At 67.1% G+C, this 22,162-nt stretch carries 21 protein-coding genes; 9 read left to right on the top strand and 12 right to left on the bottom strand.

The annotated features are described in order from the left end of the window. Positions 1 to 58: 58 nt before the first annotated feature. From AC07U0_RS07035 to AC07U0_RS07005, 7 genes are all read right to left on the bottom strand, one after another. Entirely contained in the window at positions 59 to 1,186 is a 1,128-nt protein-coding gene (locus AC07U0_RS07035) for a DUF2336 domain-containing protein (RefSeq protein WP_494719320.1), read from the bottom strand. Continuing rightward, positions 1,183 to 2,256 carry a hypothetical protein gene (locus AC07U0_RS07030; RefSeq protein WP_494719319.1) on the bottom strand — a complete coding sequence of 358 codons (1,074 nt, stop codon included), beginning with the start codon at positions 2,254 to 2,256 and terminating at the stop codon, positions 1,183 to 1,185. The genes AC07U0_RS07035 and AC07U0_RS07030 overlap by 4 nt, the downstream gene beginning before the upstream one ends. A gap of 64 nt (positions 2,257 to 2,320) precedes the next feature. Next, complete coding sequence (locus tag AC07U0_RS07025; RefSeq protein ID WP_494719318.1) at positions 2,321 to 3,088, bottom strand: ABC transporter permease; 768 nt, start codon at positions 3,086 to 3,088, stop codon at positions 2,321 to 2,323. Further along, positions 3,085 to 3,837: an ABC transporter ATP-binding protein gene (locus tag AC07U0_RS07020; RefSeq protein WP_494719317.1), complete on the bottom strand. Its 753-nt coding sequence runs from the start codon at positions 3,835 to 3,837 to the stop codon at positions 3,085 to 3,087. The genes AC07U0_RS07025 and AC07U0_RS07020 overlap by 4 nt, the downstream gene beginning before the upstream one ends. Then, positions 3,830 to 4,879, bottom strand: coding sequence for an ABC transporter substrate-binding protein (locus AC07U0_RS07015; RefSeq protein WP_494719316.1), 1,050 nt, complete (start codon positions 4,877 to 4,879; stop codon positions 3,830 to 3,832). Before AC07U0_RS07015 ends, AC07U0_RS07020 begins: the two co-directional genes overlap by 8 nt. A gap of 60 nt (positions 4,880 to 4,939) precedes the next feature. After that, a complete protein-coding gene (locus AC07U0_RS07010) occupies positions 4,940 to 5,509 on the bottom strand; it encodes a hypothetical protein (RefSeq protein WP_494719315.1) in 570 nt (189 codons plus the stop codon). Positions 5,510 to 6,168: 659 nt separating this feature from the next. Next, positions 6,169 to 7,986: an ABC-F family ATP-binding cassette domain-containing protein gene (locus AC07U0_RS07005; RefSeq protein ID WP_494719314.1), complete on the bottom strand. Its 1,818-nt coding sequence runs from the start codon at positions 7,984 to 7,986 to the stop codon at positions 6,169 to 6,171. A 159-nt stretch (positions 7,987 to 8,145) separates the two neighbouring features. On the opposite strand from AC07U0_RS07005, the gene AC07U0_RS07000 reads away from it, so the two are divergent. The 8 genes from AC07U0_RS07000 (at position 8,146) to AC07U0_RS06965 (ending at position 15,549) form a co-directional block, all read left to right on the top strand. Further along, the gene (locus AC07U0_RS07000; RefSeq protein WP_494719313.1) at positions 8,146 to 8,670 is read left to right on the top strand and encodes a YcgN family cysteine cluster protein; all 525 of its coding nucleotides are present in this window, start codon (positions 8,146 to 8,148) and stop codon (positions 8,668 to 8,670) included. A 114-nt stretch (positions 8,671 to 8,784) separates the two neighbouring features. After that, the gene (locus AC07U0_RS06995) at positions 8,785 to 9,132 is read left to right on the top strand and encodes a hypothetical protein (protein WP_494719787.1); all 348 of its coding nucleotides are present in this window, start codon (positions 8,785 to 8,787) and stop codon (positions 9,130 to 9,132) included. Further along, entirely contained in the window at positions 9,014 to 9,535 is a 522-nt protein-coding gene (locus AC07U0_RS06990; RefSeq protein ID WP_494719778.1) for a terminase large subunit domain-containing protein, read from the top strand. Before AC07U0_RS06995 ends, AC07U0_RS06990 begins: the two co-directional genes overlap by 119 nt. Positions 9,536 to 9,596: 61 nt before the next feature. Next, a complete protein-coding gene (locus AC07U0_RS06985; protein WP_494719777.1) occupies positions 9,597 to 11,084 on the top strand; it encodes a phage tail protein in 1,488 nt (495 codons plus the stop codon). Positions 11,085 to 11,182: 98 nt separating this feature from the next. Beyond that, the gene (locus tag AC07U0_RS06980; protein WP_494719312.1) at positions 11,183 to 12,124 is read left to right on the top strand and encodes a DnaJ C-terminal domain-containing protein; all 942 of its coding nucleotides are present in this window, start codon (positions 11,183 to 11,185) and stop codon (positions 12,122 to 12,124) included. Beyond that, positions 12,124 to 13,287, top strand: a complete 1,164-nt coding sequence (locus AC07U0_RS06975) for a phosphoserine transaminase (protein ID WP_494719311.1) — start codon at positions 12,124 to 12,126, stop codon at positions 13,285 to 13,287. Before AC07U0_RS06980 ends, AC07U0_RS06975 begins: the two co-directional genes overlap by 1 nt. A gap of 83 nt (positions 13,288 to 13,370) precedes the next feature. After that, the gene (locus AC07U0_RS06970; protein WP_494719310.1) at positions 13,371 to 14,666 is read left to right on the top strand and encodes an adenylosuccinate synthase; all 1,296 of its coding nucleotides are present in this window, start codon (positions 13,371 to 13,373) and stop codon (positions 14,664 to 14,666) included. 76 nt (positions 14,667 to 14,742) lie between these two features. Then, positions 14,743 to 15,549 (top strand): response regulator, encoded by an 807-nt coding sequence (locus AC07U0_RS06965; RefSeq protein WP_494719309.1) that lies wholly within the window; start codon positions 14,743 to 14,745, stop codon positions 15,547 to 15,549. A gap of 54 nt (positions 15,550 to 15,603) precedes the next feature. Here the strand turns inward: AC07U0_RS06965 and rpoH are convergent, their stop codons facing one another. Together rpoH and AC07U0_RS06955 are read right to left on the bottom strand one after the other, a co-directional pair. Beyond that, positions 15,604 to 16,491, bottom strand: a complete 888-nt coding sequence (gene rpoH, locus AC07U0_RS06960; protein ID WP_492033760.1) for an RNA polymerase sigma factor RpoH — start codon at positions 16,489 to 16,491, stop codon at positions 15,604 to 15,606. Positions 16,492 to 16,719: 228 nt separating this feature from the next. Continuing rightward, a complete protein-coding gene (locus tag AC07U0_RS06955; protein WP_494719308.1) occupies positions 16,720 to 17,727 on the bottom strand; it encodes an RluA family pseudouridine synthase in 1,008 nt (335 codons plus the stop codon). Positions 17,728 to 17,807: 80 nt separating this feature from the next. Here AC07U0_RS06955 and AC07U0_RS06950 point away from each other — a divergent pair, with 80 nt between their 5' ends. Beyond that, on the top strand, positions 17,808 to 18,443 hold the full coding sequence (locus AC07U0_RS06950) for a DUF2799 domain-containing protein (RefSeq protein WP_494719307.1): 636 nt from the start codon (positions 17,808 to 17,810) through the stop codon (positions 18,441 to 18,443). 41 nt (positions 18,444 to 18,484) lie between these two features. On the opposite strand, the gene fba is transcribed toward AC07U0_RS06950, so the two are convergent. From fba to gap, 3 genes are all read right to left on the bottom strand, one after another. After that, complete coding sequence (gene fba / locus AC07U0_RS06945) at positions 18,485 to 19,570, bottom strand: class II fructose-bisphosphate aldolase (protein WP_494719306.1); 1,086 nt, start codon at positions 19,568 to 19,570, stop codon at positions 18,485 to 18,487. Between the two features lie 117 nt (positions 19,571 to 19,687). Beyond that, positions 19,688 to 20,884: a phosphoglycerate kinase gene (locus AC07U0_RS06940; RefSeq protein ID WP_494719305.1), complete on the bottom strand. Its 1,197-nt coding sequence runs from the start codon at positions 20,882 to 20,884 to the stop codon at positions 19,688 to 19,690. Between the two features lie 173 nt (positions 20,885 to 21,057). Beyond that, positions 21,058 to 22,065, bottom strand: coding sequence for a type I glyceraldehyde-3-phosphate dehydrogenase (gene gap / locus AC07U0_RS06935; protein WP_494719304.1), 1,008 nt, complete (start codon positions 22,063 to 22,065; stop codon positions 21,058 to 21,060). Positions 22,066 to 22,162 lie beyond the last annotated feature (97 nt).

Here is a 22,162-nt window from a genome sequence, read left to right as displayed (position 1 = left end):
CGGAGCTCCGGTCGAAGCGCCCGCTTCCGCAAGGAGGCGGGCGTTTTCGTATCCGGGATCAGGCCGCCTGGACGCCGCGACGCATGCGCCAGAAGCGCAGGGTGCGCATGGCCTGTTCGCGGGTGAGATCGGCGTAGAGGCGCGCATAGCCGTGCGCCTTGGCCATGGCCTCGCCGTCGTCGTTGAGGATCACCACGGCGAAGGTCAGGAACAGGGCGCGGTCCAGATCGGCGGCGCGGCAGATGACGGCCAGGGCGTCCAGTTCGCGGCGTTCGATGATCTGTCGCGCGGTGTGGAAATCGACGTCCGCCAACTGGGCGAGCGAGATCAGGAAGGGCGTACGAGAGCCGGAGCGCAGGAAGCGGGCCAGCATCTGGGGCGACAACTGGTTGGCGGCGGCCAGTTCCTGAACATAGGCCAGGCTCTCGGCGTAGTCGGCAGGGAGGACGCCGTCCTCGGTGGCGACGCGGGCGCGACCGGCGGCGAGGGCGGCTTCGAGCAGAACCGGGTCCATGGCGGCGTTGGTTTCGAGGATGTGCTGACGCAGCCGGGCCTCGACGACAAAATACATCTCGTTGAGCAGGTCGGCGGGCAGGGCGCTGCGTTCGACGGTCGCTGCATGCAGGGCCGGATTGACCTTGGCGCGCTCGACAGCGGTCTCGGAAGCCGTGCGCGACAGGCGGGCCCCGTCATTGCGCAGCAGGGTGCCGAGGGTTTCGTCATCACCGCGCTCGACGATGACTTCGGACACGGCCTCGGGGACTTCCGGGCGGCTGGAGACGGCGCGCAGATGCGCCTGACCATGGACGCGCACGACGCCCAAGAGGTCGGCCTCGGTCAGGACGGTCGAGGCCCGCAGGACGGCGTCTGCAACGTCGGCCTCGTCATTGGCGAGGCGGCGGATCAGGCCGCGCGGGGCGTCGGCCCGGACCGAGAAGCGCTCGGAAAGCTCCTTGCGGACTGCGGTCTCCATATCGGCGGAGAGATCGGAAAGAACCGAGCCGTAAAGCTCATCCTCCTTGGCGGTGCGCAGGGTGGAGCCGAAGAAGTGGTCGGTGAGTTCGCGCAGCAGGGCGCGTCGGCTGTCGCTGGACGGCTCCTGGGCCAGGGCGATGAGCGCGGGAAGGCGCGATCCCGTCAAGGCGATCTCATCGGCCGCGGAAAGGGGGGCGGCGACGTCACTCATGGCAGATTGGGATCCTGATTGGGCACGACGACCTGGGCCTGGCCGTTGACGGTGCGGGTCCGCACCGGGTTCGCGGGCGGTTCGGCGAGATCGATGGGGGCGTTGTCGAGATAGACCGACTCCGGCATGGCGATCGGGTCCGGCTGGCGGCCAACGGCGCGCTGGACCGAATAGTAACGGACGCCTTCACGCGGCGGCTCGGCGCCGGCGTAGGCCTGACCGCCGGAGGTGCGGCCGGCGACGGGCTGGGTCAGGACAGACGACTGGATCTCGCCCTGGGCATTGGTCTGGGTGGAGGCGGTTTGAGGCTGCGGCTGGGCCTGGGCTTCGGCGGGGCGCTGCGGCTGCTGCATGCGGAAGATGGGCGCGTCCCGGCGCGGGGCCATAGGATCATAGTCGGGGGCGGCCGTCGGAGCGGGACCGGCGTCGGCGCGCTGCTGGAGCGGCGCGGGTTGTTGTGCCTGCTCGGCGGCGGGGGCCTGCATATGCATGGCCTGCTGCTGCGGCTGCGGCATGGCGCGAACCTGGGCCTCGTACTGGGCCTGGGCTTCGGAGCGGTACCAGGCCTGGTATTGGGCCTGAATCTGCGCCTGATAAGCGGCCTGGGCGCGGGCCTGTTCAGCGGGATCGGCCTGGGGCGCCTGGGGGCCGGAATAGACGGGGATCGGGCCGCGGGGGGCGGCGTCCTGCGGGGCGGGTCCCTGCGTGGCGGCAAGCGGCGTGGGCGCGGGGGCCGGAGTACGGCCGGAGCCGGTCCAGGCGGAGGCGGGGGTCAGGCCGCCGCCGGAACCGACGCCGTAGCGCGAAGGCCGGGCCGAGGCGTTCTGGATGCCGGGGTAACGGGCGCCGTTGGCGGCGAGCGGCGTGGGCGGCCCCGCGACGGGGGAGCGGCGCAGGCCATCGTTGGGTGCGGCCGTGGCCTCAGGCTTGCCGGCCCAAGTCAGGTAGCGCAGACCCATGACCTCGCCGGGGCGCGCCTGCTGGGCGAGTGCGGGGGAGGCGGCAAATACACAAGCGCCGACGGCGAGCACCGGCGCGAACGCGGTCAGGACGTTGGAACGGTTGCGCAAATCGGACTCCCCGCGTTCGCACGGAACGTCCGATCAAGGTATCCGAAGGCGCATTAACCCGGGGCTAACGGCCAGAACGTCGTTTCAGGATTTCCCGGGCGCCGGCGGCGACGGCGAGGTTGAGCAGAAGGCCGAGGGCGGCGAGCCAGACGAGGGCAGCCAGAAGTTCGGCCGTGCGCAGGCGATTGCCGGCCTCCAGAAGACGCCAAGCGAGGCCCTGAGCACGGCCGGAGCCGGAGACGAATTCGGCGATCACGGCGCCGATGATCGCCTGCCCCGCGGCGACGCGCAGACCCTCGAGCGCGAAGGGCAGGGAGGACGGGAGTCGCAGGCGCATCAGGCGCTGGATGCGGCCGGCGCCATAGAGGTCAAACATCCGCTCGAGATCCGGATCGGCGGACTTGAGGCCCGTCAGAACGCCCGAGAAGACCGGGAAAAAGGCGACGGCGGCGGCGAGGGCGACCACGGCGAGTTCGGCGTTGTCGAGCCCGGCCCAGATCACGACCAGAGGCGCGATGGCGACAATGGGTGTCACCTGCAGAGCGATCGCCAGCGGCCGGACCGCGCGCTCGGCGGCGTCGTTCAGCGAAACGACGATGGCGAGACCACCGCCGAGGACCGTGGCGACAGCCAGAGCCTGGACCGCCATCCAGAAGGTTTGCAGGGCCGAGCCGGCAAGGACAGGGGCGCGCTCGATCAGGGCCACGGCGACCGCGCTGGGCGGCGGCAGGAAATAGGTCGGAAGGGCGAGGACGCGGCAGGCCGCCTCCCACCCCGCGAGCAGAAGGGCGATCAGAAGCAGCGGGGCGATGAGGTCGGCGGCGCGTTTCACGACATCGCCCCTATGGCCGAGGCGAGGGCGTCCGCGACAGCTTCGACCGTTTGGCGGTAGCTCGGGTCGGTTCGCCAGTGAGGCGGCCGGGGGATCGGGCCGGGAGCAGTGATCGCCGCGCGGGGCCGGCCGCTGGCGGCGTCGAGGACGACGATGCGCCCCGCCAGATAGACAGCTTCCTCAACGTCGTGGGTGACGAAGACGATGGCCGGCCGGGTTTCGGACCACAGCCGGTGCAGGTCCTCCAGCAGGCCGCGGCGGGTAATGGAGTCGAGTGCCGCGAAAGGCTCGTCGAGCAGCAGAAGGTCGGGGCGGGTGACCAAGGCGCGGGCGAGAGAGACCCGCATGGCCATGCCGCCCGACAGCTGGAACGGGCGGGCGTTCAGGCGATCGCCGAGACCGACGGCGGCCAGGGCCTTGACGGCGCGAGCGTGAGCCTCAGTGCGGACGACGCCGGTCAGTTCGAGGGGAAGGGCGACATTGGTCAGGGCGTCGGCCCAGGGCATCAGGGTGGGGCTCTGGAACACGAAGCCGGTTCCGCCGGGCGTGATCTGGCGGACGACGGCGCCGGCGTGAGGCCTCTCCAGGTCGGCGAGCAGTCGCAGGATGGTGGACTTGCCGGCGCCGGATGCGCCGACGAGGGCGACGATCTCGCCGGCGGAGACGGTCAGGTCGATGGGGCCGATCGGGGCGCGGTCCGGCCAGGCGACCGTGACGCCGGAAAGGCTGGCCGCGAGTCCGTCAGCCACGGCCGGGCAGGTAGCTGTCCGTGAAGGCGTTGCGCCAGTTCAGGTTCTGCGGATAGACGCCGGCGCCCGAGGTGGTGTCGAAGAAGGCCTGCCAGCGTTCGTTGGTCATGGCGCCGAGGCCATAGAGGGCCGCGTCGCCGCCCTCGACGATGGAGTTGGTGTTCAGGGCGTCGCGGGCCTGGGCGAGGACCGCGTCGGTCATGTCCGGATTGTCGCGTTTGATCAGGGCGTTGGCCTCTTTGGGGTCGCCGTTCATATAGTCGCGCCAGCCTTCGGCCGAGGCGGCGATGAAGCTGCGCAGGGCGGCGGCGTTGTCGCGCGCAAAGCCGTTAGGCGACAGGACCATGGCGGCGTAGGAAGGATAGCCCTCGTCGGCCAGCAGGAAGACCTTGGGCTTGAAGCCGCCGACCTTCTCGATCGTATAGGGCTCGGACGTCAGATAGCCCTGCTGCACCGCCCGCTCGTCGGCGAGGAAGGGCGCGGGGTTGAAAGTGTATTTGCGGACCTGATCGTCGGTGAAACCGTATTTGGACTTCAGCCAGACCCAGAAGGCGGTGATGGAGGCGTCGGCGAGCAGGAAGGGACGGTCCTTCAGATCGGCTATGGTCTTCAGCTCCGGATCGGGGTGAGCGATCAGGACCTGGGGGTCCTTCTGGAAGAAGGCGGCGACGGCCTTCACCGGCGCATCCTCAGCGACCAGGTTGAACGGGATAAAGGAATTGGAGCCCATGCCCAGCTCGACCGCGCCCGAGGCCAGCAGCTGGGGCACGTTCACGCCCGGGCCGCCCTGGACGATCTGGACGTTCAGATTGCGCTTCGCATAGAGGCCGGTCGCCAGGGCCTGGTAGAAGCCGCCATGCTCGGCCTGGGCGCGCCAGTCGGTGGCGAAGCGGATGCGGACCCGACCCTGATCGTCGACCGGCGCCTCGGAGCGGAAGCAGGAGGCGAGGCCGGTCACGGTCGTGGCCACGGCCGCAAGCGCACCGCCCGCGAGGACGAGGCGGCGGCTGGCGATGACTGGTCGATTCTGGTCCCGCGACATGCGGCGCAAGCTAGAGTGCGGAGGCGGCGAAGGAAAGGCGAACGAAGGTGGGAGCGTTGATCAGCGGCGGGCGTCGAGAACCAGACGCCCGACGAGTTCGCGCAGGCCGGTCGGCCGCTGCTCGCCGAACATCTGACCCATGCTTCCCGATTGGGCGCGGATCATAGCGACCATCGGATTCGCGGACTCGTCGGAGATCAGAAGGTCGCCGGTGTTTTCATCCACACTGACGCTGTTAATCCATTTGCCCATTTCCGGTAGAGCGGGCGTGTCTTGCGACTCTTCCGAACCATCCGCGTCCGCATGGGCTTCATCGTCGCCCGACATCACGGCCTGCATCACAGAGCCGTCGCCGAACATGCCCTTCATTGCGACGACCGAGGCGGTGTTGCGCTCATAGTTCGCTACGGCCGCGACGGGGCCGGCGCAAAGATAGCCCATGAGGAAATCAGCGGCGTCGGCGGCGCCGGTGCTGACGCGAACCGCGTCTGCGACCTTGTCACGAAGGCAGGTCTCGGCCCGGACAAGCACGGGAGGCCTGGCCGCGGCCGGCGCCGCGCTTTGCGCCAGACAGGGCGTGGCCATGGTCAGGATGGGGGCGAAGGCGGCGAGGATGAGGGGCAGACGCATGGCGATCTCCGATGACAGGAGACAGCTTAGCCGTGAGATTCGACCTGTCGATGACAATCACAGGCCGCATTGGTGCTGGCCAGAATTGAGCGAGGGGACGAACGCGCCGGCGAACCGTCGCTTTCGTCCCCTCACCAAGTCCGGGTTGGACTTGGCCATTGAGGTTCAGGGCCCTGGCTTCAGCATCCGCGAGGCAAGCCCCGGAGATGGTCAGCTGTATCCTGGCGGCTCCTGTCCGATGCCGGTCCGTCGAGGATTGCGTCCCCGCCGTCGTTCATCGATCCCGATCCGGTTCCCTTGCCGGGCCTTCCCGCCGAAGCGGTTCCGCCCTTCAGAGCCTGGATCCTGCCGTCCCGTCTCGCTTCGTCGCCCGAGGGCGCCAGTGGAAGACCGTCTGGTCAGAGAGCCGGACCGACCCGCTTGAGCCCCGGTTCTCACCGGATTTCCGCGCCGCCGTGTCCCTCGGCCTGATCAAGCTCGCTCCAAACCCAAGATCCAGCAATAGGTCTGAACACGGTAGATGTGGATCGAACGGGGGACAGATTTGGCCGAAGCTGGGGGATAAATCAGCTTCGACGCAAGGAAGTTGCTGATGTCACTGGATTGTCATGATTCTTAACGCCGCAAGCGGGGCGGTGGATAAGCGCCGAATTTAATGTCTAGCCCGCCAGAGCCTCACGCTTCTCCTCAAGCGCCAGCCATTCTTCTTCGGCGTCGGCCAGCTTCTGCTGGGCGGCTTCGAGGGCCTTCATGGTCGAGGCGAAGCCGGCGGGGTCGCGGGAGTAGAAGTTGACGTCGTCGAGACGGATCTGATGGGCCTTGATGGTGTCGGGCAGCTCGTGGATCAGGGCGTCCAGTTCCTTGAGGCGGTGGGTGTCCTTGAAGGACATCTTGCCCTTGGCGGCGGGCGCTGCCGGTTTGGCGGCCGGAGCGGGCGCCGGGGCAGGCGCGGCGGGCGACCCGGCCCGGCCCTCCGCGATCTGCTTCAGAAAATCCGGGTTCTGGCCGATGAAATCGGTCCAGCCGCCGGGGGTCTCGACGATGTCGCCACGGCCGTTCATGCCGATGGTCGAGGTGGCGAGGCGGTCGACGAAGTCGCGGTCGTGGCTGACCAGGATCAGGGTGCCGTCGTACTGCTCAAGCAGCTCCTCGAGCTTGTCGAGGGTGTCCATGTCGAGGTCGTTGGTCGGTTCGTCGAGGACCAGCATATTGGCGGGCTTGGCCAGGGCCAGAGCCAGCAGCAGGCGGTTGCGCTCGCCGCCCGACAGGGTCGAGATCGGCTGGCGCAACTGGGCCTCGGTGAAGAGGAAGTCCTTGGCATAGGCGGCGACGTGCTTGGAGATGCCGCGCACGATGATGCTGTCGCCGCCGCCGGGCGTCATGGCGTCCCACAGGGTCATGTCCGACTTCAGGCCTTCGCGGGACTGGTCGAGGTAGACGGTCTCAAGGCTGGCGCCGAGTTTGACTGTGCCCTCGGTCGGGGCCAGTTCGCCGAGCATGATCTTGACCAGGGTGGTCTTGCCGGCGCCGTTCGGGCCGACGATGGCGAGGCGGTCGCCGCGGATGATGCGGCTGGTGAAGGGCTTGATGACCACGCGGTCGCCAAAGGATTTGGTGATCCCCTTGAGGTCGGCGACCAGTTTGCCGGAGGTGCTTCCGGAATCGACGCCGAGGTACATCTCGCGGGGCCGGTCCTTGGCCTGCTCCGCGCGTTCGGCGCGCAGGGCGTCCAGAGAACGGGCGCGGCCCTCGTTGCGGCTGCGGCGGGCGGTGATCGAGCTGTAGAAGGTCGCGGTCTCGCGCTCGATGGTCTTGGTCAGCTTCTGGAAGGCGACGGCTTCTTCTTCCTGAACCTTGGTGGCCCATTCGTCGAAGGCGTCGAAGCCCTTGTTCAGGGTGCGGACCTGGCGGTTGTCCAGCCAGTGGCAGGACTGGGTGACGCGGTTCAGGAAGGCGCGGTCGTGGGAGACGATCAGGGCGGCGCAGCGGGCGGCGATGATCTCTTTTTCCAGCAGCTCGATCGCCAGGATGTCCATGTGGTTGGTCGGCTCGTCCAACAGGAGCAGGTCGGGCTCCTCGGCGAAGGCCTTGGCCAGGGCGGCGCGGCGGATTTCACCGCCGGACAGGCCCTTGGTCGACTTGTGCGGGTCCATGCCGAAGGTTTCGAGCCAGGCCTCGGCGGTCCAGTGCTCGGCGTCGTTGGAGGTGGCGTAGTCCAGCAGGGTGTCGCCGGCGATCAGCGGTTCCTGCGGCACATAGGCGAACTTAACGGCGCCCTGGACCGAGCGCGTACCGGAATCGGGCTCGATCAGGCCCATGACGACCTTCATCAGGGTCGACTTGCCAGCGCCGTTGCGGCCGACGAGGCAGGACCGGGTGCGCGGCTCGATGGCGAGGTTGACCCCGTCGAAGAGCGGCCGTTGACCGTCCTGCAGACGGACGTCGTTGAGCGAAACGAGAGGCGGGCGAGCGGCCATGGGTGCTTTCGGGAGCGGGGAAGGCAGGAGCGCGGTCCCGAAAAGTGGGACCGGTTTTCGGGCGGGATCGCGCTCCAGCATAGTGGAAAGGCCTGATTCACGACATCGGCGGAAGTGCGAAGCACTTCCTCCTCAGCCGATCAGGCCTTAGGGGAGGGCGTGGATGTAGAGCGTACCGACCCGGCAACCAAGCCCTTCTGGCAGACCAAGCGTCTGGAGCAGATGACCCGCGAGGAGTGGGAGAGCCTTTGTGACGGCTGCGGGCTGTGCTGCCTGATCCGTTTCGAGGACGAGGATTCCGGTGATGTCTTCGCGACCAAGGTGCATTGCAGGCTGTTCGACAGCGAGAAATGCACCTGCACCGACTATGCGAACCGCAAGGAGCATGTGCCGGACTGCATCAAGCTGACGCCCTGGAACATCGAGGCGTTGAAGTGGATGCCGAAGTCCTGCGGCTATCGCCGGATCAACGAAGGGCGGGGGCTGGCGAACTGGCATCCGCTGGTCTCGGGCGATCCGGAGAGCGTGCATAACGCGGGGGTGTCGGTGCGCGGTCAGACGATCTCGGAACTGGATCTGGCCGATCCCGACGACGCCGTGGAGCTGGCTGCGCCCGAGTGGGACGTCGAACGCGGCGTCCAGGCCGCGAAAGGGGCGCCCGATCCGGCGAACCCGCATGATTGACGCGTGCAATCCCAAGGCGGGCCCGGGTTTGCGATTTTCTCGAGCCGCTGAACCCGCCTGAGGGCGCTGGTCCGCTATAGTTTGGGCATGGACGGAAAAGGGGACGCGGCGGGGATGGACGTCGAAGCCCTGAGGCGCGACCTGCAGCTACGGCTGGTCGAGGCCGGCGGAGCGCCGCTCGAAGAGATGGAACGCACGGCGCGAGCGGTGACGACCATCGCCAAGGCCATCGACGGCCTGGCGTCGGCGGCTCCTCACAGCGACAACGGAATTCGGCATGAAGGACTCGACGCCAAGAGCGAGCAGCATCTTCGCGACCAGTTCCTGGCCCGGCTGGATGCTCTTGCAACCGCGCTCGAGTTGGAAGGCGTGGACCAATGTCCCGCGTGCGGAAGATTTGGACCGGATCGAGCGGGACTGGAACGGCTGGCGCGGTCCGGCGCAGACGCCGCCGGAGAGTGACTGGACGACCTGGCTTTTTCTCGGAGGCCGCGGGGCGGGCAAGACCCGGGCGGGCGCCGAATGGTTGAACCGTCGGGCAGTGGAGGGGGCGCGGCTGGCCTTGGTCGGGCCGACCCTGCACGATGTGCGCGAGGTGATGATCGAGGGGCCGTCGGGGCTGAGAGCGGTCGCGGCGCCGGGCGACCGGCCGACATACCATTCCAGCCGGCGGCTGTTGATCTGGCCGAGCGGGGCGCGGGCTTTCGCCTTTTCGGCCGAGGATCCGGAGAGTTTGCGCGGGCCGCAGTTCCACGGCGCCTGGGCCGATGAGTTTTGCGCCTGGAGAAATCCGGGCGAGGTGCTGGCGATGCTGAGACTGGGCCTGAGGCTGGGGGCGGATCCTGCACCGCGGCGGGCTGGATGATGTCGACTTCCACATCGGGCCGGTGAGATCATCGGTGCGGGGCTATGTGATCGACAGGACGATGCGGACTCGCGACGCGCTGGAGCCGCTGTTGGCCGCCTTCGGGATGACGGCGGCTGAGCGCGACGGGAGAATCGCCCTGGTTGGCGAGGAGGCACCGGTGACGATGCTGACCCTCGACGCCCTGGCCTTGCCGGATGATGGCGCGGCGATGACTCGCAAGCGAGAGATGGAGGCGACGCCTTCGGCCGCCCGTGTACGGTTCATTGACGAGAGCGCGGAATATCAGACCGGCTCCGTCACAGTCAGAAGCGATGAGGGCGAGGCTGGCGGCTCTGTCGACCTGGTCCTGCCGGCGGTTTGCGGCGCCGGTCTGGCGGGCCGGATGGCGCGAGAGGCCTTGAGCGGAGAGCAAGCGGAACGGTTGACCTTCGCGCCGGGGCCGCTTGAAGCGTTGGGACTGGAAACGGGCGATTTGATCCAACTCGAGGGCGAAGAGGGCGACTGGCGGATCGAGCAAGTTACCCTCGACGAAAGTTCGGCGATGACTCTGGTCCGGGCGTCGGCGGTCGAGACGTCTGATGTGATCGAGCACTGGCGAACCGCTGACGCCCCCGCAGCCTTTGGACCGCCATTGCTCGCCGTTCTGGACCTGCCGCCCTTACCGGGAGGGGAAAGCGATCCGCGGCCGGTGGTGGCGGTCGCCGCCGATCCGTGGCGACCGATGCAGGTGGTCGCGGGAGCAGCGGTCGACGGGCTGACGGCGCGCGGCGAGGCGACGTCGCCGGCGCGGGTCGGGCTTCTGACCGAGCCGTTGGCTCCCGGGATCGTGGGCCGCTGGGACGAGATCCATGCAATCACCGTTCGGGTAGAGGGTGAAGCGCCGGCCAGCATGGGTGAAGCGCCGGTTCTGGGCGGAGCCAATGCGGTCGCGGTTCAGGCGGCCGATAGCTGGGAGATCGTTCAGTTCCGGTCCGCCGAACTGGTCGGCCAAGGCGTCTGGAAGCTGACGGGCCTGTTGCGGGCTCAGCAGGGAACGGATGCGGAGATGGCGATCGGATCGGAGGTTGGCGGTCTGGTGGTGTTTCTGGACGAGGCGGCGAGCCGGGCCTCTCTCTCGTTGAGCGAGGTCGGATTGCCGATGATCTGGAGGGCTGGACCTGCGGGCGGCCCTCCCGGCGGCGCCGGTGTGTCCGAGCGGGCGGTCACTCTGCGAGGGCTATTCCATCGTCCCTGGAGTCCCGCCCATCTGAGGGTGAGCTTTGGCGCGACGGGGTTCGACATCAACTGGATCGTGCGATCCCGGCTCAATGGAGATATTTGGGACCGGGACATCGGGGTGGATCCGGTGCGGTTCAGGGTTCGGGTGCTGGACGGAGATGTCGTCATCCGGAGCTGGGAGACGAGCGCGGCCACAGCGATCTATGGAACGAGCGCCGTCGGTGAGGACTTTCCGAGTGGTCCCGGGCCGGATGTGCGGATCGCCGTCGCCCAAGCGGGGGAGGTTTTTGGATGGGGCGTCGAAGCTGTCGCGGCCCTTCCCGTCTGAAACCCATTGCTTTGACGCGTCCATGCCTTAACTGACGGCTTTCCCTTTCGGGCTCGGCGCGTAGTGTGTCGGGCCGATCTCGGTGGAGCGGTGCAGACGTGGCGGGCGATCCCTACAAGGAACTTGGCGTTTCGAGGGGCGCGAGCGCGGACGAGATCAAGAAGGCCTTCCGCAAGCTGGCCAAAGAACTGCACCCCGATAAAAATCCCGGTGACAAGGCGGCCGAGGAGCGGTTCAAGCGGATTACCGCCGCCTTCGATCTGCTGGGCGACGCCGAGAAGCGCGCCAAATACGACCAGGGTCAGATCGACGCTGACGGACGTGAGCAGTACGCCGGGTTCGGCGGCGGTCGTGCCGGCGGCGCGGGCCCGGGCGGATTCTCCGGCTTCGGCGGGTTTTCCGGCGCCGGCGCGGGCGGTTCGGGTGGACGGGCCAGTTTCGACGACATCGATCTGGAAGAACTGTTCGGCCGTTTCGGTGGCGGTGGAGCCAAGGCCGGTGGACGGTCGCCGTTCAACGGCAAGGGCTCGGACGTCCGCGCGACTCTGGATATCAGTCTGGAAGACTCGATCACGGGCGCCACGCGGCGGATTCAGTTTTCGGATGGCCGCACCCTCGACGTGGCCATCCCCAAGGGTGCGGGAGATGGCCAAACAATCCGGCTGAAGGGGCAGGGGGCGCCCGGCCGCGGCGGCCCGGCGGGTGACGCCCTGATCGAGCTGAAAATCTCGGCGCATCCAGTGTTCAAGGTCGATGGCGCCGATCTGACGATGGACCAGCCAGTGTCGCTTTACGATGCGGTGCTCGGCGGCAAGATTCCGGTCAGGACGCCGGAAGGCACCGTCAGCATGACCATCCCCAAGGGTTCGACCTCGGGCAAGGTGCTGCGCCTCAAGGGACGCGGCGCCTTCGCCAATGGCAAGCGTGGCGACCTGCTGGCCAAGCTGATGATCGCCTTGCCGGAAGGCGAGGACGAGGCTCTGACCAAACTCGCCCAGAAGCGGCGTGACGAGGGCCCGATGCGGCCTTTCCGGGACTGATGATGACCAAGCCTTCCGCCAAGCCTGCCCGTCCCTGGTTCGGTTCGGGGCCTACCGCGAAACGTCCGGGATACAGCTTGGGCGGTCTTCCCGCCGACCTGCTGGGACGCGGCATTCGCGCGCCGGAGGTGGTCGAGCGGTTCGCCCATGGCCTGCGGCTGACGCGAACAGTGCTTGAGGTCCCGGAGAGCCATGTGATGCTCTACACCCCGGGATCGGATACGGGCGCGGTCGAAGCGGCGTTGTGGGGTATGTTGGGTGAGCGGCCGGTCCAGGTCGTCGCCTATGAGAATTTCGGCCTGACCTGGCTGGCGGATGTGAAGACCCATCTGGGGCTGGACCCCAAGGCCCTGACGGCGTCGTGGGGCGAGCTGCCGGATTTGTCGAAGGTCGATTGGTCCAAGGATGTCGTCTTCCCCTGGAACGGCACGACCTCGGGCGTGCGCGTGCCGGACGGCGACTGGATCGCGGACGATCGTGAGGGTCTGGCGATCTGTGACGCCACCTCGGCCGCCTTCGCCATGCCTCTGCCGTGGGACAAGCTGGATGTCGTGACCTTCTCGTTCCAGAAGGCGCTGGGCGGCGAGGCGGGCATCGGGGTGATGGTCCTGTCGCCGCGTGCAGTGGCGCGGCTGGACGGCTTCAAGCCGGATCGACCGATCCCCAAGGTACTGCGGATCACAGACGGTAAGGGCTTTGACCGATCGCTGGCCGACGGGGTCGCGATCAATACCTTCTCTATCCTGACCATTGAGGACTGGATCGATGCGCTGGAATGGGCAGAGGGCGCGGGCGGCCTGACAGAGCTTATCCGCCGGACCGACGCCAACTATGCGGCGCTGGAGGCTTGGGTCGAGAAAACCGACTGGATAGCCTTCCTGCCGGATCGACGGGACATCCGCTCGACTACCTCGGTCTGCCTGAAGTTCACCGATGCGCGCGTCGCGGCCCTGGACGACAAGGCCCGGAAGGCTTTTGTCTTGCGGTTCAAGGCCTTACTGGAAGGCGAGGCGGCGGTATTCGACATGGAACCGCACCGCAATGCGCCTCCGGGACTACGCCTGTGGTGCGGCTGCACGGTCGAGACGGCGGATGTAATCGCAGCGGCGCCCTGGCTGGAATGGGCGTTTGAGACGGCGGTCAGCGAACTGCCCGTGAGATAAAACGTCCCGACCGGGACGACATTCGCCGATTCCCCCGCTATAGGCTGCGCCCGCCCATTACAGGCATGTGCGGAGAGACGGTTTTGGCGAACGTTGCAGTGGTCGGCGCCCAATGGGGCGACGAGGGCAAGGGCAAGATCGTCGACTGGCTGTCGAACCGGGCCGATATGGTCGTGCGGTTCCAGGGCGGTCATAACGCGGGCCACACCCTGGTCGTGGACGGCAAGGTCTACAAGCTGGCGCTGTTGCCCTCGGGCGTGGTGCAGGGCAAGCCCTCGATCATCGGAAACGGCGTGGTCGTCGATCCCTGGCATCTGGTCGGTGAGATCGAGAAGATTGAGGCGCAAGGGATTTCGATCAATCCCGGCATCCTGACCATCGCCGACAACGCGTGTCTGATCCTGCCAATCCATCCCGCACTGGACGTCGCCCGTGAGGCTGCAGCCAGCGCGCCGGGCGCCAAGATCGGCACCACCGGCCGGGGCATTGGTCCGGCCTATGAAGACAAGGTCGGCCGTCGCGCCATCCGGGTTTGTGACCTGGCCAACGAAGAAGACCTGAAGGTCAAGATCGACCGGCTGCGCTCGCACCACGATCCGCTGCGCGCCGGACTGGGTCTGGAACCGATTGATCCGGAAGCGCTGCTGGCCCAGTTGCTGGAGATCGCACCCAAGATCCTGCCCTACGCCCAGCCGGCCTGGCGGGTGCTCGATCAGGCCCAGCGCGCCGGCAAGCGCGTGCTGTTCGAGGGCGCGCAGGGCGCCTTCCTGGACGTCGATCACGGCACCTATCCCTATGTCACCAGCTCCAATACTGCGGCCGGTCAGGCCGCGGCGGGTTCCGGCATCGGACCCAAGGGCGTCGGCTATGTGCTGGGCATCGTGAAAGCCTATACGACCCGCGTCGGCGAGGGGCCTTTCGCCTGCGAACTGTTCGACGAGGTCGGCGAGCATCTGGCGACCGTGGGTCGCGAAGTCGGGGTCAATACGGGCCGCGCCCGTCGCTGCGGATGGTTCGACGCCGTCCTGGTGCGTCAGTCGGTGGCCATCAACGGCATCGACGGCATCGCCCTGACCAAACTGGATGTTCTGGACGGGCTTGAGACGCTGAAAATCTGCGTCGGTTACAAGATCGACGGGCAGGTTCTGGACTATCTGCCGTCCAGCCTGAAGGCCCAGGCGGCGGCCGAGCCGGTGTTCGAGGAGTTGGAAGGCTGGAGCGAAAGCACGGCCTCGGTTCGTAGCTTCAAGGACCTGAACGCCAATGCGATCAAATACGTGCGTCGCATCGAGGAACTGATCGGCGCGCCGGTCGCCATCCTGTCCACCAGCCCCGAACGGGACGACACCATTCTGGTCCGCGACCCCTTCTTGGGTTAGGGCGAAAAGGCTCGACGGTTCAACGTGGCCTTAACCGGAAGCAGTTAGGGATAACGCTCTATCGCGGAGTGTCCCCTTGTTTGCAGCCGACGCCAAAACCCTTGCTCGTATCGCGCCGACCATCCAGCGGGTGGTGGTGATCGATCCGAATCTGGCGGCCGCCCGTCTGCTGCTCGACCTCATGAAAAGTCTCGGCTCGCGGGAAGTGGTCCACGAGACCGACGAACTGCGCGCCATGGATTCCATCCGGGAGATCGAGCCGGGCCTGATCTTCACCGAGCGCGCCGGACCGCGCCTGGACGGCGAAGGCTTCACGCGCAAGCTTCGCCGGTCAAACCTGGCCAGCCGTCGAGCTCCGGTCATCATGGTGACGGCGGAGGCGACCGCGAGCTCCATCAAGGGCGCACGTGACTGCGGCGTGCATGAATTCCTGCGCAAGCCTTTCACGGCGTCGGATCTGTTCCGCCGTGTCGAGAATGTGGCCCTGAAGCCGCGTGACTGGATCGAGGGTGTCGCCTATGTCGGGCCGGACCGGCGCCGGTTCAACTCGGGCGAATACGCCGGGCCGCAGAAGCGCAAACAGGACAAGCCGGCCTCAGGCGCTGCCGCTGCTCTTGCGGTCAAGGACCAGGCGATGCGGATCCTGGCCGCCGCACTGGCGCAGTATGACAACGACCCGACGCAAGCCGTGAGAGCGGCCCGTCAGCAGGCCGAGACCCTGAAGGCTCTGGCCATCAAGACGTCCGACGCGAAGCTGGCGATTGCCGCGGCGGGCCTCGAAGCCTTGCTGGCGGCAGGAATGCCAACCAAGGCGGCGCTCGCCCAGCCGATCGGCGGGCTTCTGGCGCTGCACGAGCCCGAGCAGCTGGCGCGGGCCTCCTGAAATCAAAAAAGCCCGGCTCGCGAGCCGGGCTTTTCTTTCAGGTGCGGTCGGCGGTCAGGCGTCGACGAGGTTCCGCTCTTCAGCGGCGGCGCGCATGGCCTTCTGCAGCTTCTCGAAGGCGCGGACCTCGATCTGACGCACGCGCTCGCGGCTGACGCCATACTGGCTGGCTAGTTCTTCGAGGGTTACCGGATCATCCTTGAGGCGACGTTCGGTCAGGATGTGCTTCTCGCGATCCGTCAGTTCGCCCATCGCTTCCTGAAGCAGGCCCATGCGCAGCGACTTCTCTTCGTTGTCGGCGAGGGCGGTTTCCTGGGAAACGGCCGTGTCGTCGGCAAGCCAATCCTGCCATTCGCTTTCACCGTCCACGCGCAGCGGCGCGTTCAGCGAAGCGTCGCCGCCGAGACGGCGGTTCATATTGGTGACCTCTTCCTCGGACACGCCCAGCTTGGTGGCGATGGCCGAGAGGTGCTCCGGATGCAGGTCGCCTTCCTCGAAAGCCGAGATCTGGCTCTTGGCCTTGCGCAGGTTGAAGAACAGCTTCTTCTGTGCCGCGGTGGTGCCCATCTTCACGAGCGACCAGCTGCGCAGGATGTATTCCTGGATCGAGGCGCGGATCCACCACATGGCGTAGGTGGCCAGGCGGAAGCCCTTGTCCGGGTCGAATTTCTTGACGGCCTGCATGAGGCCCACATTGCCTTCGGAAATGACTTCGCCGATCGGCAGGCCGTAGCCGCGATAGCCCATGGCGATCTTGGCCACGAGGCGAAGGTGCGAGGTGACCAGGCGGTGGGCGCTCTCGGCGTCCTGGTGTTCAGACCAGCGCTTGGCCAGCATGAACTCCTCGTCCTTGGTCAACATCGGAAACTTGCGGATTTCCGTGAGATAGCGCGACAGTCCCTGTTCAGGCGACATCACCGCGATCGATTTCAGTGCAGCCATAGTCTGATCCCTCCGACCCGTATCAACGAGCGGGCTCTCCGGTTCCGGCCACCGAATGTGCGCCGGGCCCTCACCCCTCAACCAATCAAGTAGCTACGGGTTTCCGCACATTGTAGGGGCGGACTGTCACACATAAGCGTGACCGTGTTCCTGGCGCCACTTGCACCGGTCGACGAGCTATATAGCGATCAGTCCGTATTTAATCAAGACTGACTATGAGGCGTCTATTCAGAGCGCGGCGAGGAGAGCCTCAAGGGCCGCCATGTCCGGGGGAAGGGGGGTCTCGAAGCGCAGGGCCGCTCCGGTGACGGGGTGAACAAATCCGAGAACCGCGGCGTGAAGGGCTTGGCGGGTCAGCCCGGCCTCGGAGATCGCATTCCGCACCGTCACTGCGGGACTGCCTGAGCCGTAAACGGCGTCACCGAGGATCGGCGCTCCCTTCGAAGCCAGATGGACCCGGATCTGGTGGGTGCGGCCGGTGTGCAAGGTGCAGGCGACGCGGGCGGCGAGGGGCGCGGCGCCGGCCTTGGTGGGAACGGCGAACGCCTGTTGGACTACATAGTCGGTAATGGCCTCACGTCCGCCGGAGCGCAGCACAGCCATCTTTTTCCGATCCGAGGAGGACCGGCCGATCTGGGTCTGGATACGCCCGGAAGCCGGGGAGGGCGCGCCGCGTGTCAGCGCGATGTAGGTGCGTTCGATGTCGTGCGTCGCGAACAGGGCGGACAGGCCTGCGTGCGCCCGGTCCGTCTTGGCGGCGACCATGACGCCGGACGTGTCCTTGTCGAGGCGGTGGACGATGCCGGGGCGGGCGACGCCGCCGATGCCGGACAGGCTGTCCCCGCAGTGGGCCAGCAGGGCGTTGACCAGGGTGCCGGTCTCGCAGCCCGGAGCCGGATGGGCGGCCATGCCGGCGGGCTTGTCGATGACGATCAGGTCGGCGTCCTCATAGAGGACGGTCAGGGGAATAACCTCGGGCTGCGGCGTGGCCGGGGCGACGGGAGGCAAAGCGACCCGGTAGAGACCGGGCTGGGCCTTTGCCGAGCCGCCGGCCAGGACAAGGCCCTCCCGACTGACCGCCCCTTCGGCGAGGAGAGCCTGCAAACGCGCACGCGAAAGGGTCGGGAAGGCCTCGGCCAAGGCCTTGTCCAGCCGGATCCCGGACGCCTCGATGCGCGCTTCCAGAACTTCGGTCGGGAGAAGGCCGTCCTCGTCAATCAGATCAGGTTCGGACACCGGGGTGTCCTAGCACGAGGCGCGGCTTGCACGCGACATAAGCTGGTCCAATAGTGAAGCTTGGAAGGGGAGGGCATCCAATGAAGAGGGTTCTGATCGTCGGCGGCGTATTCGCTGGGGCCATGCTGCTGGGCAGTTGCGCGACCATGAGCGAGGACGAATGCTTGGCCGGGGCCTGGGGGGAGAAGGGGTATTCCGACGGGGCGGCAGGCTATCCGATGTCGCGTCTGGACGACCACGCCAAGGCCTGCGCCAAGTTTCAGGTGACGCCGGAGCCGGAAGTCTACAGCTCGGCGCGCGAGGCGGGCCTCAGGACCTACTGCACTTTCGATCGCGGCTGGGCCGAGGGACGGTCGGGCAATACCTATCACGGCGTCTGTCGTCCCGAGGAAGAGGAAGCCTTCATGCCGGCCTATCAGGACGGGTTGCGGCTGCACGGGGCTGAAGAGGCAGTGGAAACCGCGACGAGCGCCCTGAACAGCGCGGTGGCCCGAATCCGGGATCGCGAGGACAAGCTCGACGCCAAACAGCGTGAGTTGCGGGGCGAAGGCCTGACGGATGAACAGCGGCAGCAGATCCGCGATCGCATTCAGGAGGTTCGGGGCGAAATCCGGGACGCCCGCCGCGATGCCGACGCCGCCAACGCCGCGCTTGAGCAGGCCGAGTGGGAGGTTCGCCGGGTACGGCGCGAGCTCAGCGGCCGCTACCCCGTCTAGAACGAAAAAGGGGCGGCCTTTCGAGCCGCCCCTTGACCTTGTCAGGCTGCCTTGACGGCCGCGCCGCGGAACGACGGATCCAGGGCGCCGGAGGCATAGCGCTTGGCCATCTGGGCGGTGGACATCGGCGTGATCTTGTCGGCCATACCTTCGCAGCCGAACTGCATGTAGCGCTCCTTGCAGAGCTTCTTCATGGCTTCCTTGGCCGGCTTCAGGTAGGCGCGCGGGTCGAACTCGCCCGGCTTCTCGGCCAGGACCTTCCGGATCGCGCCGGTGATGGCCATACGGTTGTCGGTGTCGATATTCACCTTGCGCACGCCATGCTTGATGCCGCGCAGGATTTCCTCGACCGGGACGCCCCAGGTCTGGGGCATCTGGCCGCCATAGGCGTTGATGATGTCCTGCAGGTCCTGCGGCACCGACGACGAGCCGTGCATCACCAGGTGGGTGTTGGGCAGGCGGCGGTGGATTTCCTCGATCACGTTCATGGCCAGGACGTCGCCGTCCGGCTTGCGCGTGAACTTGTAGGCGCCGTGCGAGGTGCCCATGGCGATGGCCAGGGCGTCGACCTTGGTGGCGGCGACGAAGTCGACAGCCTGATCCGGGTCGGTCAGCAGTTGCGAGTGATCCAGCTTGCCTTCGAAGCCGTGGCCGTCTTCAGCCTCGCCCATGCCGGTTTCCAGCGAACCCAGAACGCCGAGCTCGCCCTCGACCGAGACGCCGCAACTGTGGGCCATCTCGGTGACGCGGCGAGTGACGTCGACGTTGTATTCGTAGCTGGCCGGGGTCTTGGCGTCTTCCTCCAGCGAACCGTCCATCATCACCGAGGTGAAGCCGTACTGGATGGCGGTGGCGCAGGTTGCGGCGCCGTTGCCGTGGTCCTGGTGCATACAGACCGGGATGTTCGGGTAGAGCTCGGCCAGGGCGTCGATCAGCTTGGCCAGGACGATGTCGTTGGCGTAATTGCGGGCGCCGCGCGAGGCCTGGATGATGACGGGGGCGTTGACCTCATGGGCCGCCTCCATAATCGCAAGGCCCTGCTCCATGTTGTTGATATTGTAGGCCGGCAGGCCGTAGTCGTTCTCGGCCGCGTGATCGAGCAATTGCCGCAGCGTGATGCGCGCCATTGTGTAGTCCCCTGATGTCAGTCGTTTTATTTTGGCGGGAGACTAGCGCCGCAGCGCAACAAAGTCACGTCATGTAACAGGGTTTACGCCGCGTCACGCTGACCCAAAGCCACGCGCTCAGATGCGCAGGGCCTCGACGCCCGGCAGGGGCTTGCCCTCCATCCACTCCAGGAAGGCGCCGCCGGCCGTGGAGACGAAGGTCAGGTCGTCGGCCACCCCCGCGTGATTCACCGCAGCGACCGTGTCGCCCCCACCCGCGACCGCGATCAGGACGCCGGCCCTCGTCTGGTCCGCGACGTGTTTCGCGGCGGCGACGGTGGCGGCGTCGAAGGGCGGGACCTCGAACACGCCGAGCGGTCCGTTCCAGATCAGGGTCTTCGAGCCGTCGATGGCGGCGTTCAGCTTCGCAACCGTCTCCGGGCCTGCGTCCAAGATCTTGTCGTCGGCGGAGAGGGTCTCGCCCGCGTTGACGGTGCGGGCGTCGGCGCCCGGCTTGACCTCGGTCGCGATCACGACGTCGACGGGCAACAGCAGTTCACAGCCGGCCTTCTCGGCATTGGCCATGATCTCGCGCGCGGTGTCGGCCATGTCCTTCTCGGCCAGCGAGCCGCCGATATCCACGCCCTGTGCGAACAGGAAGGTGTTGGCCATGCCGCCGCCGATGGCGAGTTTGTCGAGCTTGCCGACCAGGTTCTTGAGCAGATCGAGCTTGGTCGAGACCTTCGACCCTCCCACGATCCCGATCACCGGCTTCTGCGGATTGCCGAGCGCGGCGTCCAGCGCTTCCAGCTCGCGGCGCATCGACTCGCCGGCATAGGCGGGCAGATGGTGGGCGACGCCCTCGGTCGAGGCGTGGGCGCGGTGCGCGGCCGAGAAGGCGTCGTTGACATAGAGGTCGGCCAGTTCGGCGAGGCTGGTCGCGAACTCCGGATCATTGGCCTCTTCCGCCGCGTGGAAGCGGACGTTCTCCAGCAGGACCACGCCGCCGGCGTCCAGACCGTCGATGGCCGCATGGGCCGGACCACCGACGCAGTCCTCGGCGAAGTGGACCGGGGCGCCCAGCAATTCGGCCAGCGGACCGGCCAGTGGCTTCAGGCTCATCGACGGCACGACCTGGCCCTTGGGGCGGTCGAAGTGGGCCAGCAGCGCGACCTTGGCGCCGGCCTCACGCAGCTTGTTGATCGTCGGCAGGGCGACGCGCAGGCGGGTGTCGTCGGTGACCTTGCCCCCCTCCATCGGCACATTGAAGTCCACGCGGACCAGGGCGGTCTTGCCGGCCAGCGAACCGGCGTCGTCGAGAGTGCGGAAGGTCATCGTTGTCTCCTGTCTCCTCCCTGTCGCGCAGCGATGGGGAGGTGGCGCGGCGCTCTTTCGCCGTGACGGAGGGGTTCTTCACCCCAGGCGCGGTGTGTGGATCGATAGCCCCTCCACCGCTTCGCGGTCCCCCTCCCCATCGCCAGGCGGCGACGGGGAGGAGACGTTTTGGCTTAGAGGAACTTCGCCATCACCAGCGCAGTGTCAGCCATGCGCGAGGCGAAGCCCCACTCATTGTCGTACCAGGTCAGGACACGGGCCAGCTTGCCGTCGACGACCTGGGTCTGGGGCAGGGCGGCGGTCGAGGAGGCCGCGATGTGGTTCAGGTCGTGCGAGACCAGCGGCTCGACGGTCGTGGCCAGAACACCCTTCATCGGGCCGTCGGCGGCGGCCTGCAGCGCGGCGTTGATTTCCTCGACGGTGACGTCGCGCGAGGCGACGACCTTCAGGTCGACGACCGAGACGTTCGGGGTCGGGACGCGGATCGAGGAGCCGTCCAGCTTGCCCTTCAGCTCCGGCAGGACCAGGCCCAGAGCCTTGGCGGCGCCGGTCGAGGTCGGGATCATCGACAGAGCGGCGGCGCGGGCGCGGTACAGATCCTTGTGCATCGTATCCAGCGTCGGCTGGTCGCCGGTGTAGGAGTGGATGGTGGTCATGTAGCCGCGCTCGATGCCGAACAGGTCATGCAGGACCTGGGCGACGGGGGCGAGGGCGTTGGTGGTGCACGAACCGTTCGAGACGATGATGTCGTCGGCCGTCAGGGTCTCATGGTTGACCTTGTAGACGATGGTCTTGTCGGCGTTATCGGCGGGGGCAGAGACCAGCACGCGCTTGGCGCCGGCGGTCAGGTGGGCCGAGGCCTTGTCCTTGGAGGTGAAGATGCCCGTGCATTCGAACGCGATGTCCACGTTCAGCTCGGCGTGCGGCAGCTTGGAGGGATCGCGCTCGGCCGTGACCTTGATCTTGCCGGTGCCGACGTCGATCCAGTCCTCGCCCGAGGTCACCGTGCCGGGGAAGCGACCGTGCACCGAGTCATAGCGGAACAGGTGGGCGTTGGTCTCCACCGGACCCAGGTCATTGATCGCCACGACCTCGATGTCCGTGCGGCCATGCTCGACGATCGAGCGGAGGACGAGGCGGCCGATGCGGCCGAAGCCGTTGATGGCGACGCGAAGGGTCATGGGCGGGCTCCTGAAGCGGGTGGTTTATCGTTGGCGCTTCAATGGGGCTCTCGCGCACGAGGATCAACCCCGCGGGCGTAACATCGCGTGATGAACT

Source organism: Brevundimonas sp. GW821-FHT02A10, from assembly GCF_059422025.1.
Note: the sequence above shows the minus strand (reverse complement) of the source record. Positions and strands in the feature narration are given on the sequence as shown.

Coding starts and splice junctions, on each gene's coding strand:
- AC07U0_RS07035 (WP_494719320.1), bottom strand. CDS start 1,186: ATGAGTGACGTCGCCGCCCCCCTTTCCGCGGCCGATGAGATCGCCTTG.
- AC07U0_RS07015 (WP_494719316.1), bottom strand. CDS start 4,879: ATGTCGCGGGACCAGAATCGACCAGTCATCGCCAGCCGCCGCCTCGTC.
- AC07U0_RS07010 (WP_494719315.1), bottom strand. CDS start 5,509: ATGCGTCTGCCCCTCATCCTCGCCGCCTTCGCCCCCATCCTGACCATG.
- AC07U0_RS07005 (WP_494719314.1), bottom strand. CDS start 7,986: ATGGCCGCTCGCCCGCCTCTCGTTTCGCTCAACGACGTCCGTCTGCAG.
- AC07U0_RS06995 (WP_494719787.1), top strand. CDS start 8,785: ATGGACGTCGAAGCCCTGAGGCGCGACCTGCAGCTACGGCTGGTCGAG.
- AC07U0_RS06985 (WP_494719777.1), top strand. CDS start 9,597: ATGCGGACTCGCGACGCGCTGGAGCCGCTGTTGGCCGCCTTCGGGATG.
- AC07U0_RS06975 (WP_494719311.1), top strand. CDS start 12,124: ATGATGACCAAGCCTTCCGCCAAGCCTGCCCGTCCCTGGTTCGGTTCG.
- rpoH (WP_492033760.1), bottom strand. CDS start 16,491: ATGGCTGCACTGAAATCGATCGCGGTGATGTCGCCTGAACAGGGACTG.
- AC07U0_RS06950 (WP_494719307.1), top strand. CDS start 17,808: ATGAAGAGGGTTCTGATCGTCGGCGGCGTATTCGCTGGGGCCATGCTG.
- fba (WP_494719306.1), bottom strand. CDS start 19,570: ATGGCGCGCATCACGCTGCGGCAATTGCTCGATCACGCGGCCGAGAAC.
- AC07U0_RS06940 (WP_494719305.1), bottom strand. CDS start 20,884: ATGACCTTCCGCACTCTCGACGACGCCGGTTCGCTGGCCGGCAAGACC.
- gap (WP_494719304.1), bottom strand. CDS start 22,065: ATGACCCTTCGCGTCGCCATCAACGGCTTCGGCCGCATCGGCCGCCTC.